This is a genomic window from Niallia laureatilytica (assembly GCF_046613985.1).
Taxonomy (GTDB): domain Bacteria; phylum Bacillota; class Bacilli; order Bacillales; family Cytobacillaceae; genus Niallia.
On sequence record NZ_JBKKHP010000009.1, the window covers coordinates 140,099 to 155,592 of the forward strand.

General features: G+C 39.1%; 16 protein-coding genes. 14 read left to right on the forward strand and 2 right to left on the reverse strand.

The features are described 5' to 3' along the window. The first annotated feature begins 3 nt into the window (after positions 1–3). The 9 genes from sufD to yunB all read left to right on the forward strand — a co-directional run bounded on the left by sufD (position 4) and on the right by yunB (position 9,277). Entirely contained in the window at positions 4–1,311 is a 1,308-nt protein-coding gene (gene sufD / locus ACLIJJ_RS19905; RefSeq protein WP_233316501.1) for a Fe-S cluster assembly protein SufD, read from the forward strand. Further along, complete coding sequence (locus ACLIJJ_RS19910; protein ID WP_233316500.1) at positions 1,311–2,540, forward strand: cysteine desulfurase; 1,230 nt, start codon at positions 1,311–1,313, stop codon at positions 2,538–2,540. Before sufD ends, ACLIJJ_RS19910 begins: the two co-directional genes overlap by 1 nt. After that, positions 2,530–2,964 carry a Fe-S cluster assembly sulfur transfer protein SufU gene (gene sufU / locus ACLIJJ_RS19915; RefSeq protein WP_233316499.1) on the forward strand — a complete coding sequence of 145 codons (435 nt, stop codon included), beginning with the start codon at positions 2,530–2,532 and terminating at the stop codon, positions 2,962–2,964. The genes ACLIJJ_RS19910 and sufU overlap by 11 nt, the downstream gene beginning before the upstream one ends. 54 nt (positions 2,965–3,018) lie before the next feature. Continuing rightward, positions 3,019–4,416 carry a Fe-S cluster assembly protein SufB gene (sufB, locus tag ACLIJJ_RS19920; RefSeq protein ID WP_233316498.1) on the forward strand — a complete coding sequence of 466 codons (1,398 nt, stop codon included), beginning with the start codon at positions 3,019–3,021 and terminating at the stop codon, positions 4,414–4,416. 182 nt (positions 4,417–4,598) lie between these two features. Further along, entirely contained in the window at positions 4,599–5,444 is an 846-nt protein-coding gene (locus tag ACLIJJ_RS19925; RefSeq protein ID WP_233316497.1) for a DUF72 domain-containing protein, read from the forward strand. 44 nt (positions 5,445–5,488) lie between these two features. After that, positions 5,489–6,847 (forward strand): bifunctional metallophosphatase/5'-nucleotidase, encoded by a 1,359-nt coding sequence (locus tag ACLIJJ_RS19930; RefSeq protein ID WP_411411506.1) that lies wholly within the window; start codon positions 5,489–5,491, stop codon positions 6,845–6,847. An 82-nt stretch (positions 6,848–6,929) separates the two neighbouring features. Beyond that, positions 6,930–7,232: a YunC family protein gene (locus tag ACLIJJ_RS19935; protein WP_233316495.1), complete on the forward strand. Its 303-nt coding sequence runs from the start codon at positions 6,930–6,932 to the stop codon at positions 7,230–7,232. Positions 7,233–7,356: 124 nt separating this feature from the next. Beyond that, positions 7,357–8,442, forward strand: coding sequence for an HD-GYP domain-containing protein (locus ACLIJJ_RS19940; protein ID WP_251644705.1), 1,086 nt, complete (start codon positions 7,357–7,359; stop codon positions 8,440–8,442). Between the two features lie 88 nt (positions 8,443–8,530). Beyond that, positions 8,531–9,277 carry a sporulation protein YunB gene (gene yunB, locus ACLIJJ_RS19945; protein WP_233316493.1) on the forward strand — a complete coding sequence of 249 codons (747 nt, stop codon included), beginning with the start codon at positions 8,531–8,533 and terminating at the stop codon, positions 9,275–9,277. A 50-nt stretch (positions 9,278–9,327) separates the two neighbouring features. Here the strand turns inward: yunB and ACLIJJ_RS19950 are convergent, their stop codons facing one another. Next, the gene (locus tag ACLIJJ_RS19950) at positions 9,328–10,329 is read right to left on the reverse strand and encodes a M23 family metallopeptidase (protein WP_411411507.1); all 1,002 of its coding nucleotides are present in this window, start codon (positions 10,327–10,329) and stop codon (positions 9,328–9,330) included. A 322-nt stretch (positions 10,330–10,651) separates the two neighbouring features. On the opposite strand from ACLIJJ_RS19950, the gene lipA reads away from it, so the two are divergent. From lipA to ACLIJJ_RS19975, 5 genes are all read left to right on the forward strand, one after another. Next, positions 10,652–11,566 (forward strand): lipoyl synthase, encoded by a 915-nt coding sequence (gene lipA, locus ACLIJJ_RS19955; RefSeq protein ID WP_237941848.1) that lies wholly within the window; start codon positions 10,652–10,654, stop codon positions 11,564–11,566. Between the two features lie 300 nt (positions 11,567–11,866). Then, a complete protein-coding gene (locus ACLIJJ_RS19960) occupies positions 11,867–12,145 on the forward strand; it encodes a YutD family protein (RefSeq protein ID WP_233316490.1) in 279 nt (92 codons plus the stop codon). 246 nt (positions 12,146–12,391) lie between these two features. Beyond that, on the forward strand, positions 12,392–13,591 hold the full coding sequence (locus tag ACLIJJ_RS19965) for an EAL domain-containing protein (RefSeq protein WP_251644704.1): 1,200 nt from the start codon (positions 12,392–12,394) through the stop codon (positions 13,589–13,591). Positions 13,592–13,631: 40 nt separating this feature from the next. Further along, positions 13,632–14,069 carry a type VII toxin-antitoxin system HepT family RNase toxin gene (gene hepT / locus ACLIJJ_RS19970; RefSeq protein WP_233316488.1) on the forward strand — a complete coding sequence of 146 codons (438 nt, stop codon included), beginning with the start codon at positions 13,632–13,634 and terminating at the stop codon, positions 14,067–14,069. 34 nt (positions 14,070–14,103) lie between these two features. After that, positions 14,104–14,871, forward strand: a complete 768-nt coding sequence (locus tag ACLIJJ_RS19975; RefSeq protein ID WP_233316487.1) for a TIGR01457 family HAD-type hydrolase — start codon at positions 14,104–14,106, stop codon at positions 14,869–14,871. A 47-nt stretch (positions 14,872–14,918) separates the two neighbouring features. Here ACLIJJ_RS19975 and ACLIJJ_RS19980 read toward each other — a convergent pair whose 3' ends face one another. Continuing rightward, positions 14,919–15,404 carry a phosphatidylglycerophosphatase A family protein gene (locus ACLIJJ_RS19980; RefSeq protein ID WP_233316486.1) on the reverse strand — a complete coding sequence of 162 codons (486 nt, stop codon included), beginning with the start codon at positions 15,402–15,404 and terminating at the stop codon, positions 14,919–14,921. Positions 15,405–15,494 lie beyond the last annotated feature (90 nt).

Sequence of the window (15,494 nt, forward strand, 5' to 3'; positions counted from 1 at the left end):
ACCATGACAACGGAAATTAAATTACCATTTGATCAGGAATACATCACTTCCTTTTCAAAAGATATGGGTGAACCAGCTTGGTTAACAGAATTGCGTGTGAAAGCATTGGAATTGGCTGAAGACTTGCCGATGCCAAAGCCGGACAAAACAAACATCAAGAACTGGAACTTCACTCAAATAGATAAACATATCGTGAGCAGCCAGGACTTCGACAGTGTAAACGACCTTCCAGAAGAAGCAAAAGCATTGATCGACCTGGAAAACAATAAAACTCTTTATATACAACGCAACAACCGCCCTACTTTTATAGCTGTTTCTAACGAGCTTAAGGAAAAAGGCGTAATCTTTACAGATATTTTCACAGCAGCTAGAGAACACGGTGACCTGTTGCAAAAATATTTCATGAAGGATGCAGTGAAGATTGATGAGCATAAATTAACTGCCTTGCATGCAGCATTGATGAACGGCGGAGTATTCCTGTATATTCCGAAAAATGTCGTGGTTGAAGAACCGATTCAATCAATCTTCCTTCATGATGATGAGGAAACAAACTTGTTTAACCATGTATTGGTTGTGGCAGAAGATAATAGCTCTGTTGTTTATGTGGAAAACTATCTTTCTGTTGCAGAGCCGAAAGAAGCAGTTTTCAACATCATTACAGAGGTTGTAGCAAATGCTAATTCAAGAGTGCAATACGGTGCTGTAGACAACTTGGCAACAGGTGTTACAACATATGTTAACAGACGTGGAGTAGCTAATCGTGATGCGAAGATTGAATGGGCATTAGGCTTCATGAACGATGGAAACACAATCAGTGAAAACACAACAAACCTAATGGGCGATGGTTCATTTGGTGATACGAAATCAGTTGTTGTTGGCCGCGGTGAGCAAAAGCAAAACTTTACAACGAAGGTTGTACACTTCGGTAAAAGCTCAGAAGGCTATATCTTAAAACATGGTGTTATGAAGGATAGTGCTTCTTCTATCTTCAACGGTATCGGAAAAATCGAGCATGGTGCTACAAAAGCTAATGCCGAGCAAGAATCACGTGTCCTTATGCTAAGTGAAAAGGCTCGTGGTGATGCAAACCCGATCCTGCTTATTGATGAAGATGATGTAACAGCAGGGCATGCTGCTTCTGTCGGAAGAGTAGATCCACTGCAGCTTTACTACTTGATGAGCCGCGGTATTCCAAAACATGAGGCAGAAAGACTTGTTATTCATGGCTTCTTGGCTCCTGTAGTGGAACAGCTTCCAATTGAAGGGGTTAAAAAGCAATTGGTTGAGGTAATTGAAAGGAAAGTAAAATAATGAATATCAAAGATGTTCGTCCATACTTCCCAATATTAAACCAAGAAGTCAACGGTCATCCTTTGGTGTATTTAGACAGTGCTGCAACCTCGCAAAAGCCGGTGCAAGTAATTGAAGCATTAGAAAAGTATTACAGAGAATATAATTCCAACGTCCATCGTGGTGTCCATACACTTGGGACAAGAGCTACTGATGGTTATGAAGGAGCAAGAGAAAAGGTCAAGAACTTTATCAATGCGACATCTACAGAGGAAATTATTTTCACGAGAGGTACGACTACTGCCCTTAATACGGTTGCACAAAGTTATGCGATGGAAAACCTAAAGGAGGGTGACGAAATTGTCATCTCTCCGATGGAGCATCACAGTAATATCATTCCATGGCAGCAAGTGGCCAAAAGAACAGGAGCTGTTCTGAAGTACTTGCCACTTCAAGCGGATGGCACGATCAGCTTAGCCGACGTGGAGGAAACAATTACAGATTCAACTAAGCTTGTTTCTGTGACATATGTGTCCAATGTTCTTGGCATCATCAACCCAGTGAAGGAAATAGGGGCAATTGCTCACAAACATGGTGCTGTGCTTGTCGTAGATGCTGCTCAAGCTGCTCCTCACTTAAAGGTGGATGTTCAAGATATTGACTGTGACTTTCTCGGCTTCTCTGGCCATAAGATGTGCGGTCCGACAGGGATCGGTGTTTTATATGGCAAAAAGCATTTGCTTGAGAACATGGAACCAATCGAATTTGGCGGCGAGATGATTGATTTTGTCGGCTTGTATGAATCATCATGGAAGGAGCTTCCATGGAAGTTTGAAGCAGGCACGCCAATCATTGCTGGCGCTATTGGTCTAGGAGCAGCAATTGACTTTTTAGAAGAGATTGGTCTTGATAATATTACAGAGCATGAGCATAAACTTGCTGCATACGCAATGGAGAGAATGTCTACAGTAGAGGGTCTGACAATATACGGTCCAAAAAGTGCCGAAAACAGAGCAGGTGTCATTACATTTAATATTGAGGATGTCCATCCTCATGATGTGGCGACAGTGCTTGATGCAGAAGGTATTGCTGTAAGGGCAGGCCACCACTGTGCACAGCCGTTGATGAAATGGCTGAACGTTTCTGCAACAGCAAGGGCGAGCTTCTACCTCTATAATTCCGAAGATGATATTGATAAGTTTGTTGACGGAATTGTTAAAACAAAGGAGTATTTCAGCGATGTCTTTTAATAATTTAGATACACTTTACAGAAGTGTCATTATGGATCACTATAAAAATCCCCGGAATAAAGGGATTTTAGAAGGCAGTCTGACGGTTAACATGAATAATCCGACATGCGGTGACCGAATCCTGCTGACACTGCAAGTGGAGGACGGCATTGTTAAAGACGCAAAGTTTGATGGAGAAGGCTGTTCCATCAGCATGTCATCAGCTTCAATGATGACACAAGCGATTAAAGGAAAAAAAGTAGAAGAAGCATTTGAGCTTTCTAATACTTTCTCCGAAATGATGCAGGGAAAAGACTATAGTGAAGATATAGATTTAGGGGATATTGAAGCGCTTCAGGGCGTCTGCAAATTCCCGGCTAGGATTAAATGTGCAACACTGGCATGGAAAGCGATGGAAAAGGGCTTCAACGAAGGTCTTAACTAATTGCAGTCTTTTTAGTCCCATCTTAGGAGTTGCATTAGAATGGAGGAAAACGAAATGGCAAAAAAAGCACCCGATATTGGGGATTATAAATATGGATTTTCAGACAAAGACGTTTCCATCTTTCGTTCTAAGCGTGGATTAACGAAAGAAATCGTTGAAGAAATTTCAAAAATGAAGGAAGAGCCGCAGTGGATGCTTGACTTCCGCTTGAAGTCTCTAGAGCATTTCTACAATATGCCAATGCCTCAATGGGGCGGAGATTTGGCTTCATTGAATTTTGATGAAATCACTTATTACGTAAAACCATCTGAAAAGACAGAACGTTCTTGGGATGAAGTTCCAGAAGAAATCAAGCAAACTTTCGATAAGCTTGGTATTCCAGAAGCGGAACAGAAATATCTTGCAGGTGTTTCTGCTCAGTATGAATCTGAAGTTGTTTACCACAACATGCAAGAAGACTTGGAGAATATGGGAATTGTCTTTAAGGATACAGACTCAGCATTGAAAGAAAATGAAGATATCTTCCGTGAGCACTGGGCAACTGTAATTCCTCCAACTGACAATAAGTTTGCTGCATTGAATTCAGCTGTATGGTCTGGTGGTTCCTTCATCTATGTACCAAAAGGAATCAAAGTAGATACGCCGTTGCAAGCGTATTTCCGTATTAACTCAGAAAATATGGGTCAATTCGAAAGAACATTGATCATCGTTGATGAAGGGGCACATGTTCATTATGTAGAGGGCTGTACAGCTCCTGTATATACAACAAACTCTCTTCACAGTGCAGTAGTAGAAATAATCATCAAAAAAGATGCTTATTGCCGTTATACTACAATCCAAAACTGGGCAAACAACGTATACAACCTTGTTACAAAAAGAGCTGTATGTGATGCAAATGCTACAATGGAATGGATTGACGGTAACATCGGAAGTAAATTGACAATGAAATATCCTGCTGTCATCTTGAAAGGTGAAGGAGCAAGAGGAATGACATTGTCTATCGCACTTGCAGGTAAAGGTCAGCACCAAGATGCTGGTGCAAAAATGATTCACTTAGCACCAAACACTTCGTCAACAATTGTTTCAAAATCTATTTCGAAACAAGGCGGAAAAGTAACATACCGCGGTATTGTACACTTTGGCCGTAAAGCAGACGGAGCACGTGCTAATATCGAGTGTGACACATTAATAATGGATAATAAATCTACATCAGATACTATCCCTTACAATGAAATATTAAATGATAATATTTCACTTGAGCATGAAGCGAAGGTTTCTAAAGTTTCAGAAGAGCAGTTATTCTACTTGATGAGCAGAGGTATCTCAGAAGAGGAAGCTACTGAAATGATCGTAATGGGCTTCATTGAGCCATTCACTAAAGAGCTACCAATGGAATATGCCGTTGAGATGAACCGCCTAATCAAGTTTGAAATGGAAGGCTCCATCGGTTAATGTAAAAAAATTCGTATCTAGTTTAGATACGAATTTTTTTTATAAAAAGCAAAGTTACGATTGGGTATGTTAAGATAATAATATTAGAAACCTGTATAAACAGAAAATTAAAAGCGGTAAATAGGTCATTAGCTCTAGGAACTTTTACCGTTTTCGTACATAATGTTAGTAGAGGTGGTCATTTGATTCAGATTGGTTTAACTGGATGGGGCGACCATGATTCTTTGTATGGCTCCCATGTTTCTCCGCGAAATAAACTGCAGGAATATGCAAGCTATTTCCCGACAGTTGAAGTAGACTCTTCTTTTTATGCTATACAGCCAATAAAGAATGCGCAAAGATGGACAGCTACAACACCAGAGGCTTTTCAATTTATTGTAAAGGCATATCAGGGCATGACTGGCCATCAAAGAGGAGAGCTTCCATTTGCAACGAAGGAAGAAATGTTTGATGCGTTTATTGAATCTATTTCACCATATATTGAAAATAATAAGCTGAGTATGGTGCTTTTCCAATTTCCTCCATGGTTTGACTGCACAAAGGCGCATGTGGATTATTTAAGGGTATGCAAAGCGAAGATGAAGGACATCCCTTGTGCACTAGAATTTCGACATCAATCATGGTTTGATGAGAAATTTAGAGAGCAAACACTTGCCTTTATGCAGGAAGAAAATTGGATTCATAGCATCTGTGATGAACCCCAGGTAATGCCAGGATCCATTCCTGCTATCCTAGAAACTGTCCGAACCGATAAGGTGCTTATCCGTTTCCATGGCAGGAACTACTACGGCTGGGCACAAAAAAACAATCCAAACTGGAGAGAGGTTCGGTATCTTTACAGATATAATCAGAAGGAATTAGAGGAATGGGCAGAGAATATTAAACGATTACAGAAGCAATGTGAACATGTTTATGTTCTTTTCAACAATAATTCTGGCGGGGATGCTGCAGACAATGCACTGCAGTTAATGAAAATACTTGGCATTGAATATAGAAATCTTGCACCTAGACAACTGGATTTGTTTTAACATCTTAGTTCTAGAATCTTTTAATACGATAGGCAGGCGAAACAATGGAAAATATCCATATATATCATACTAATGATTTGCACAGTCATTTTGAGAACTGGCCTAGAATCAAGGAGCTTTTCCAAAAAAGAAAAAACTGGCATACAGAGGCAGGCGATTCTGTTTTCTTATTTGATATTGGTGACCATTTAGATTTATCTCATCCATACACTGAGGCAACACAAGGAAAAGCGAATGCTACACTGCTGGAGATAGAACAGTTCGATGCAGTAACAATCGGTAATAATGAAGGAATCACACTGCCCTATCATGCACTAGATCAACTTTATCAAGATGCTTCCTACGATGTGATTGTAGCCAATCTCTTTCATAAAAATGGGAGTAGGCCAGATTGGTGCATCCCACATAAGATATATGAAACGAATAAAGGGACACGCATTGGTGTTATTGGTTTGACTGCCTATTTTCACACTTTATATGAATTGCTTGGCTGGAAGCTGACACTTCCTTTTCAGGCTTTAGAGGAACAGCTGGGTTTGTTAAAAGATAAAACAGACATCATTATCGTCTTGTCGCATTTAGGAATTAATGATGACGAGCAGATGGCTGAAAACTATCCGGAAATTGATATAATTTTAGGAGCACATACACACCATATCTTTCATCAAGGAAAACTCATTAATAACAGCCTGTTAGGAGCTGCTGGTAAATATGGACAATTTGCTGGACATATTGAAATAAAATATGATCCTCATGCAAAAAAAGTGCTGGCAAAACAGGCAGAGGTATATGAAACAAGCAAGCTGCCTCCAGCAGAAAACGAAGCGGAATATATTGAGAATCTTTATTTAGAAGGCAAAAAAGCACTTTCTGAGGAAGTGATCTCACTGTCTAAGCAGCTTACGAAACAGGAAACAGCGGGCCTTTTATGTGAGGCAGTTCTTGCATGGTGCAATGCAGATGTAGCTATCCTTAATGAAGGTTTGATTCTTGACAATCTAAACAAGGGCCCGGTCAGCTATTTTGACCTTTTAAGCATCTGTCCACATCCTATCAATCCTTGTAATGTTACTTTGTCAGGAGCAGAATTGAAAGAAGTTCTCACAGATATGAAGCAGCCTTCATGGGAAACCCTTCATGTAAAAGGACTAGGGTTTAGAGGAACATTAATGGGCAAAATGATTTCAAGGGGTGTACAGACAAAAACCAATGGTGAAGTTATTACCTATTGGATAGGCGGCAAAGAACTTGACCCGAAAGCAGAATATATTGTAGCAATACCGGATATGTTCACATTCGGCGATTTCTTTCCATCTATATATCGCGCACCAGAAAAACAGTATTTTTTGCCTGAGTTTATGAGAAATATTTTGGCAGAAGCTTTGCAGAGAATGGCCGTTTAGCTGTTAAAAATGGACTTCTTGTAATACACGCCTCTTTCTTTCGCTGAATAGTATATAAGGAAAAAGAGAGGGGTGACATGTCATGGTGGAAGTTTATCCTATTGTGATAGAGGAGCAGACATTCATAGCAGTAAGCGTCCAGCTGCCCAAGACAAACCTGCTTGTAGTAAAAAATGATAAAGGGTATATCATGTGCGGAGCATTGGATGTTGGTTTATTAAATGAAAAATTAAAGGATCGAAAAGTAATTGCCGGGAGGGCTGTCGGTGTAAAGACAATCGAGCAGCTGCTTGATGCCCCGCTGGAATCGATAACTTATGAAGCAGAAAACCTTGGTATTCATAAGGGTATGATAGGTAAGGAAGCATTACTAAAGATGGTGTAGCAGATTGTGCAAGCTTTTTATTAAATCTAAAAGGATGGGAAAACCATTCCCTCCTTTTTATGTCTTTTATGTAATCATGGCACATATTTTCTTATATCAAGTTGACAATAGGAGCTAGTATGGAATGAGATTAGTAAGAACAAAATACCTTTCAGAAGGAGCAATATTAGCGAAACCAATACATAATGAACAGGGAAATATTCTCGTCAACAACGGCGTGAGGCTTGATAAACAATTAATAGAACGATTAGTGCAGTTAGGCGTTGCTTATTTATATATAGATGATAAATTAACCGATGATATCTATCCGGTTGCTCCGATCTCTGATCGGTTAAAGAGAGAGGCAATGCAGACAATTGAAACAAGCTTTAAGGAACTGAAGGGTTCCAGCAGTAAGGAAAAATCCTTCATCATGGAAAAATCAGCTCCTGCTTTTAAGCAGCTTATTGACAAAGTCCTTGAGGAACTAAAAGGACATCAAGAACTGTTTTCTATTATGAGCGATGTGTTTTTGTATGACAATTATATTTTTTCACATAGCTTGAATGTCACTCTTTATTCTTTAGCGTTAGGAATGGAGTTAAAGCTGCCAAGGAAGCAGCTCGAGACTCTCGGTCTTGGTGCGATTCTGCATGATGTCGGCAAGATGGATATTCCATTGGAGATTTTGCTCAAACCTGGAAAGCTGACGTTAGATGAATTTACGGAAATTAAAAAGCATGCAAATGCTGGATTTGATATGCTTAGGAAAGTCCATAATATGCCTTTAATTGTAGCGCACTGTGCTTATCAACATCATGAAAGACTGAATGGATCAGGCTATCCGAGAGGAATTACAGGGGAAGAAATTCATCTGTTCGGCAAGGTCATTGCTGTTGCAGATGTTTTTGATGCGATAACTTCCAATCGTGTTTACAGACAGGCAATGCTTCCGCATGAGGCGTTGGAAGTGCTGTATACAGGGATCGATACACTCTTTGACGCGAAAATTGTCGAAGCATTCCGCAATGCCATCATTCTTTACCCAAATGGAGTAAGTGTTATGTTAAGCAGCGGTGAAAAAGGCATTGTTTCAAGGCAGAACAAAGGATTTAATGAACGTCCTGTCATCCGCGTTATTGAAAAGAATGGAACAGCAATACAACCATATGATCTTGATTTAAAGGAAAACCTTGCAATTACAATTATTGATTGTGAGGCTTTAGGGTAAGCAAAATATCGAATATTCACATGTGGTTTAGCCTTCTACATGTCCCTCTTTCTGCATATACATTAGCATGGGAAGGAGGGATATTTTTTTGCGGAAATTTTATTTTCGTCAAAGGATGACTCGGAAAAAACCGTTGACCTTTCAGCAGACTCTTGTAATTACAGCAGTGTTTTTTATCTTCTCCACCATATTGAGCCTCTGGATTATCAATAATGGCTTAAAGCCTACGCTGGCCTATTATGCACAGTCACAGACAAAGAAGCTGGCAACTTTGGTGATTAATGATGCACTTAAAAGCGAGACAGGAGAAGAAGAGAATAATTTAATGATAGATGGCAATAATTTTGTATTCAATACGGCACAAGTTGTAAAAAAACAACAAGAAATTACGAGCTTAGTACAGGACAACATAAACAGGATGGAAAAGGGCGATATTCCTGCAGCAGCAGAGTTAACGGATATTAAATTAGATAAAGATTTAACTGCAAGAGATGAAGGAATAGTTTATAATGTCCCGATCGGCCAAGCAACAAATAATGCACTGCTCGCAAATCTTGGTCCTGATGTACCAATTAAATTTAATGTTGTCGGCAGTGTTAAATCAGATTTAAAGACAGAGACAGAGAATGTCGGCATTAATTATGTTGTAGTAAAAGCATTCGTGGAGTTAAAGGTAGACATTCAAATTATTATCCCGTTTGCAACAGAGCTGACGACTGTCAAACAAGATATATTAATTGCGATGGCAGGATTTGAAGGAGATGTGCCTGAGTTTTATAATGGAAGCGGGAGCAGTATTCCTGCTGTAGAATTACCGGCAGATAATAAAGAATGAATATTGGCTCAAGGTCCTTTTAAAAGCAGCGGGACACATGAGCCAATATTCTATTTTTTTGCTTTTAATTTAATTCTTTCTTGCCTTTCCCACACTTTTAAATGGGAGAACGGGTCGTAAGACCATTCTGTCTTGCCGTTATCCTTATACATGCCATAGTGCAAATGAGGCGGGAACTTTCCAGAAGTTCCTGGAGGTCCATAGCCTGAACTGCCGACACCGCCGATAAGCATTCCCGGTTCGACAATCATGCCATTATGCACATCCTTCGCAAAACCGCTTAGATGGGCAAAATAATGATAATTGTTATTGATATCGCGGATTCCAATTCTCCAGCCGCCATATCTGTTCCAGCCCTTCATTTCTATGATGCCATAAGATGTTGCCCTGACAGGAACACTGTAGTCGGCAAAAATATCTGTTCCCTCATGTATTCGTTTTCCGCCCCATCCTCGTGCATCTCCCCAAGTACTCCGATAACTGTAATTACTTCTTAACGGAACTGGAAATGCATGATCGTCGAGGTTTAAGCGGCCGAAATGCCGGTAAATGGAAGCTTTACCCATAATAATGCTTACTGTTTTATCTCGTTTGTAATAATCCCAAAGTCCAATTCGGAAGTTATCTTCATCAACGCCAAATTTAAGAATATGATTGGCAAATGTAAATAGCACATCCTCGTCATTTAAAGAGTCTGCTTTTCCATCCCCATTGCCATCGACACCAAGTCCTCCGAAAAAAGCAATGCTTTTAGGATTTGTATCATCACTGTCTGGATTTATGATGCCAGCCCATGTTTCTTTTGGGAAATAGATGCCGGTCAAGCCGGTCGCTTTAGGAAGATCCCTACGTGAAGCTCGTATATTTCGTTCATATTGGTCAACTGCAGCTATATAATACCATGGCAGCTGTGTTACCGCTTCAATCTTTTCATACAGCTCCATCCTTTTATAATATGTATCATCAGCAGAGGATTTATTTTCCGCTGCATGAGATACAATATTAGGCGCCAAAAATGCAAGCAAGACAGCTAAGAAACATATTTTTCGCATCAAATCCCTCCTTCCTAAAACTAGTCGTTTTATTTTGTGTGCAACCAGCAAAATAAATGAATATCAATAAATGGTAATAACCAGCTTGTAGGTGAGATTTGGTTATGTTAAAGTGACATTGGAACAATAACAAGCCTAGTATTTGTGTATAAGATACATCTAAATCATTGTGACATGTGTTGTAGTATAGCTAGCTTTGCAGCATTTTTAAGCTGCTGGCGACACTTGTTTACAAACAGTTGTCTCTTTTTTCGAAATACAAAGAAAAGAGAGGACTAGAAGATACGAGTTCTAAAAAAGGATCACTAGGAGATGAATCGAAATGGCAGAAAGAAAAGACGAATACCAACGAAAACCTGAATGGCTGAAAATCAAACTTAACACGAATGAAAACTACACTGGTTTAAAAAAAATGATGCGAGAAAAAAAGCTGCATACAGTATGTGAAGAAGCAAGATGTCCGAATATTCATGAATGCTGGGCTGTGAGACGAACAGCTACCTTCATGATTTTAGGAGATATTTGTACAAGAGCATGCCGATTCTGTGCAGTTAAAACAGGCTTGCCGACAGAGCTTGACTGGCAAGAGCCGGAAAGAGTTGCTGATTCTGTTTTTAGTATGAACTTAAAGCACGTTGTTATCACAGCTGTCGCAAGAGACGATTTGAAGGATGGCGGTGCAGCTGTTTTTGCTGAAACGGTACGGGCAATCCGCAGGAAAAATCCATTTACTAGCATAGAGGTCCTTCCGTCTGATATGGGAGGAATAGAGGAGAATCTGCGCCAATTAATGGATGCGAAGCCTGATATTATGAACCATAATATTGAGACAGTAGAGCGCCTGACGCCAAGAGTACGTGCACGTGCTAAATATCAAAGATCGCTTGAGTTTTTGAGAAGAGCAAAAGAAATGTATCCTGAGATTCCTACAAAATCAAGCTTGATGATTGGATTAGGGGAAACGAAGGAAGAAATCATTCAAACGATGGATGATTTGCGAGCAAACAACGTTGATATCATGACAATAGGACAATACTTGCAGCCAACAGCAAAGCATCTTAAAGTACAAAAGTATTATCATCCAGATGAATTTAAGGAACTAAAGAAAATTGCTTTAAGCAAAGGCTTCAGTCACTGTGAAGCAGGTCCGCTTGTCCGTTCTTCGTATCATGCGGATGAACAAGTCAGTGAGGCAAAGAAAAACCAAATGCTTTCAGGACAAAAGAAAGAAGCATAATGTAAAGGAACAGAGTAAATCTTGCTGCTATTTAGGAAGCATAGTTTACTCTGTTTTTGTTTTTCCTGAATAATCAGTTATAAATGGAGGGCCTTTCCTATTTCTTGTCATAATTATTATAATTTTTCCTTGCCAGCACTATGTAAATTGTCTATTGTCGGGTTATAATGAAATGGTGAGATATAGTACCTATTAGGTTATATGCACGTTTATCTTAAATAGGACTTATTTAGGATTACATATAAAGTCATACATATATACATATGAAAAAGGAAGCTTCAAAAAAGTGGGGTGAAGGTTTTGGTTTGCATAAATAATCATTGTTATGAACTTATTGAAGAACGAAAAGAGGGCTTCAATGAGGAGGCATTTAAAGGAAGATACAGTGATATTTTAACAAAGTATGATTATATTGTCGGTGATTGGGGCTATGGTCAGCTTAGACTCAGAGGATTTTTTGATGACCAAAATCAGAAATCCAGCTTTGATACAAAAATCAGTACGTTAACAGAATATTTGTATGAATATTGCAATTTCGGATGTCCTTATTTTGTCGTTAAGAAAATAAAAAAACAATAATGTAAGTACAGTGCTGACTCTTTTTGCAGCACTTCTTCATAAATAAGGAAAACGTTTACTAATAAAAATAAATGTTTTTTTTAGAGCTGTTTTGCTATTACTTATCAGGTTTGCTGTATGAGAGGAAATGAAGAGATGGTCCATGTGTATGTCAACAAAATAAAAAGCTTAACGAACTGGGGGAAGATTATTTTTCCTGCCAGTAAATTAAAATATTATCCTCCTCAATTTATTTTGAGGGATCCTGTGGAGCAAAACGTAAGTGCGGCCCTTCATAAAGGAAATGAAGTGGCTGTAATTGTCTTTTCCATCCATAACTTGGCCATCTTAAAACGGGAAATGGACAGCGCAGCATCCCAAAGATTATGGGAGCAAGTGAGAGAAGCATTCCATACCGTTATTAGAGAAGAAATACCTTCTGACCAAATTGCAGCAGTCCGTGCCTATTATCAGGATGGAATTGCCTTATTCTTGAAGATTGATCACAAGATGGACACTGTTCCTAACATAGATTTTACGATCCAGTTAATATTGGAAAAGCTGCAAACAAAAGTTTGGAGATCTCTGCAGCAGTCGGTACAGCCGATTTTTTGCACAGGCTATATATTTATTGACAGGCAAATCGACCAATTAAGGGATGCTATTTATCTTGCTTATCAGCAGGCTTTATCGATGGCCCAAAAAGGCTTAACGTCCGAATTTAATGAAATGTCATTTGCGTTAGGGAAAATTGTAGCAAATAAAGATATTCGCTTGTTAGCACAGCCGATTTTGGATGTGGAAACAAATAAGGTTAAAGCATGTGAAATGCTGACAAGAGGACCTGTCGGCACATCGCTTGAAAATCCCCTCCAACTGTTTTCTGTTGCACGGCAAACCAACCATCTTTATGACCTTGAAATGGTCGTATTGGAAAAAGCGCTTGAACAAATAAAATTAACTACCTGGAAGTTCGATATTTTTATTAATTTTACACCGTTAACATTAGGTAATCAGCATTTTGTGAAAGACTTGAAAAAGCTGATGAACAAATATAAAGAGATATCTCCAAACAGGATTACCATTGAGGTGACAGAACGGGATTCAATTGAGGGATTAGAATACTTCATTTCTAACTTGAAGCTTTTGCGCCTAATTGGATTCAGAGTGGCTATAGATGATACAGGAGCAGGCTATGCAAGCTTGAACTCGATAAGTGAAATCATGCCTGATATCATTAAAATAGACCGTTCTGTCATCCAGAATATTGACAAAAATTCTGTCAAAGAATCGATGCTTAAAGGCTTGCTGCTAATAGCTAAGGAAGTAGGTTCAATAGTTGTAGCAGAAGGGATTGAAAGTGCGGAAGAAGCGCTTGTTCTCTCAAGAAATAAGGTTGATTTGGCACAAGGCTATTTTTATGCGAGGCCGACAAGCTTAAGCAATAATCTGCAAACGATTGTGTGAGGTTTTGTCTATACTAAAAAAAAATGAAGGAGGCATTCAAATGTATTTTGTGGATCGGGAAAAAATCGGGCAGCAATTACAATATTTACAGCAATTGGTTCAGATGTTTAAAGAACAGGATTCGTTTGAATCCAAACTTGAGAAATTGGCATTAGAAAGACTTGCACATATGATGATTGAGGCAATGCTTGATGTCGGCAACAGTATGATTGACGGTTTTATCATGCGAGATCCAGGCAGCTATGAGGATATTATGGAAATTCTTACTGACGAAAAAGTACTTTCAGTTAGCGTTGCAGGTGAAATTAAAGAGCTGCTAGGTTTGAGAAAAACACTGGTGCATGATTATACGAATATCTCTCATGAGATTGTCAGGGAAGCATTGGAGAAGGGAATACCTTCTGTTGAATCCTTCTCGTTATCTGTTAAAAACTACTTGATTAATGAACTCGGTCCAGTTACTGCCTTCAAAAACTAGCATGATAAATGGAATAGAAAGGGCTTTTATATTCATGAAAAACTATAAAGGATACTTAATCGATCTAGATGGGACTATGTATAAAGGGACAGAAGTAATTCAAGAAGCGGCTGAATTTGTCAAACGCTTAATTGCCCTTGGTATCCCATATTTATATGTGACGAACAACTCGACAAAAACACCAGAGCAAGTAGCCCAAAAGTTAAGAGATTTCCACATACCTGCAAAAAAAGAGGAAGTGTTTACTTCCGCTATGGCTGCAGCTGGATATATATACGAACAGAACAAATCAGCAAGTGTTTATATGATAGGTGAAGAAGGCTTGCGCCATGCACTTACAGAAAAAGACATTCAAATACTGGCTAATCATGAAGAGGCTGATTATGTAGTAGCAGGCATGGACCAGCAAATCACGTATGAAAAGCTGGCGCAGGCATGTCTTGCTGTCCGCAGCGGAGCTAAATACATTATCACAAACGGTGATACAGCTTTGCCGACGGAGAGGGGACTTCTTCCTGGAAACGGTGCCCTTACATCAGTCATAACAGTTTCAACAAACACAGCCCCACTTAATATGGGCAAGCCAGAGGCAATCATCGTGGAACAAGCATTGAAACTGCTTGGCGTAAATAAGAATGAGGCTATTATGGTAGGCGATAATTATCATACCGATATATTAGCTGGGGTAAATGCAGGAATTGATACATTGTTAGTTCATTCTGGTGTCACAACAGCAGAGCATTTAGCCACTTATGAGCAAAAACCTACATATTCCGTTAACAGTCTTTCTGAGTGGGAATAACAAAAAAGGAAGAAGCACTTAGTGTGTTCTTCCTTTTTTATTTTCATCTATTTTTCACCCCTGACACTATGTGCCAGCCTGCTTGATGCTGCCGCAGCAATAGCACCAACTATATCATCTAAAAAAGTATGACATTTCCCTGTCGATTTATCATTAAGCTTCTTAAGGATGCCAGGTTTTAATTTATCTACATATCCGTAATTAGTAAAGCCGATTGAGCCATATACATTTACGATGGAAAAGCTCAGTACTTCGTCAACGCCGTAAAGACTTTCATCACTTTCGATAATGGCTTGAAGCGGTGCCTCGAGCATTTTCTTTTCTGCAAGCACATCTAATTGTATGCCAGTTAACAAGGCATTTTGTACTTCCCTTTTGGACAATACACGCTCTACATTATGGATACATTCAGCCATTTCTAAATTCTCGTGATATTTTTCCTGTAATAAATAAACTAGTTCTCCAATATCTTCTATGGTAACTCCGCGCTCGTGAAGCCATTTTCTCGCTGTTTTTTCTGTAATATCTGACATATTATCACCTTTTCTAATTGTATTCACTATCTAAACACAGTGGTCATCATTGCTTACTATGCCAATATTGGCTGTACGCTTTACCGAGCA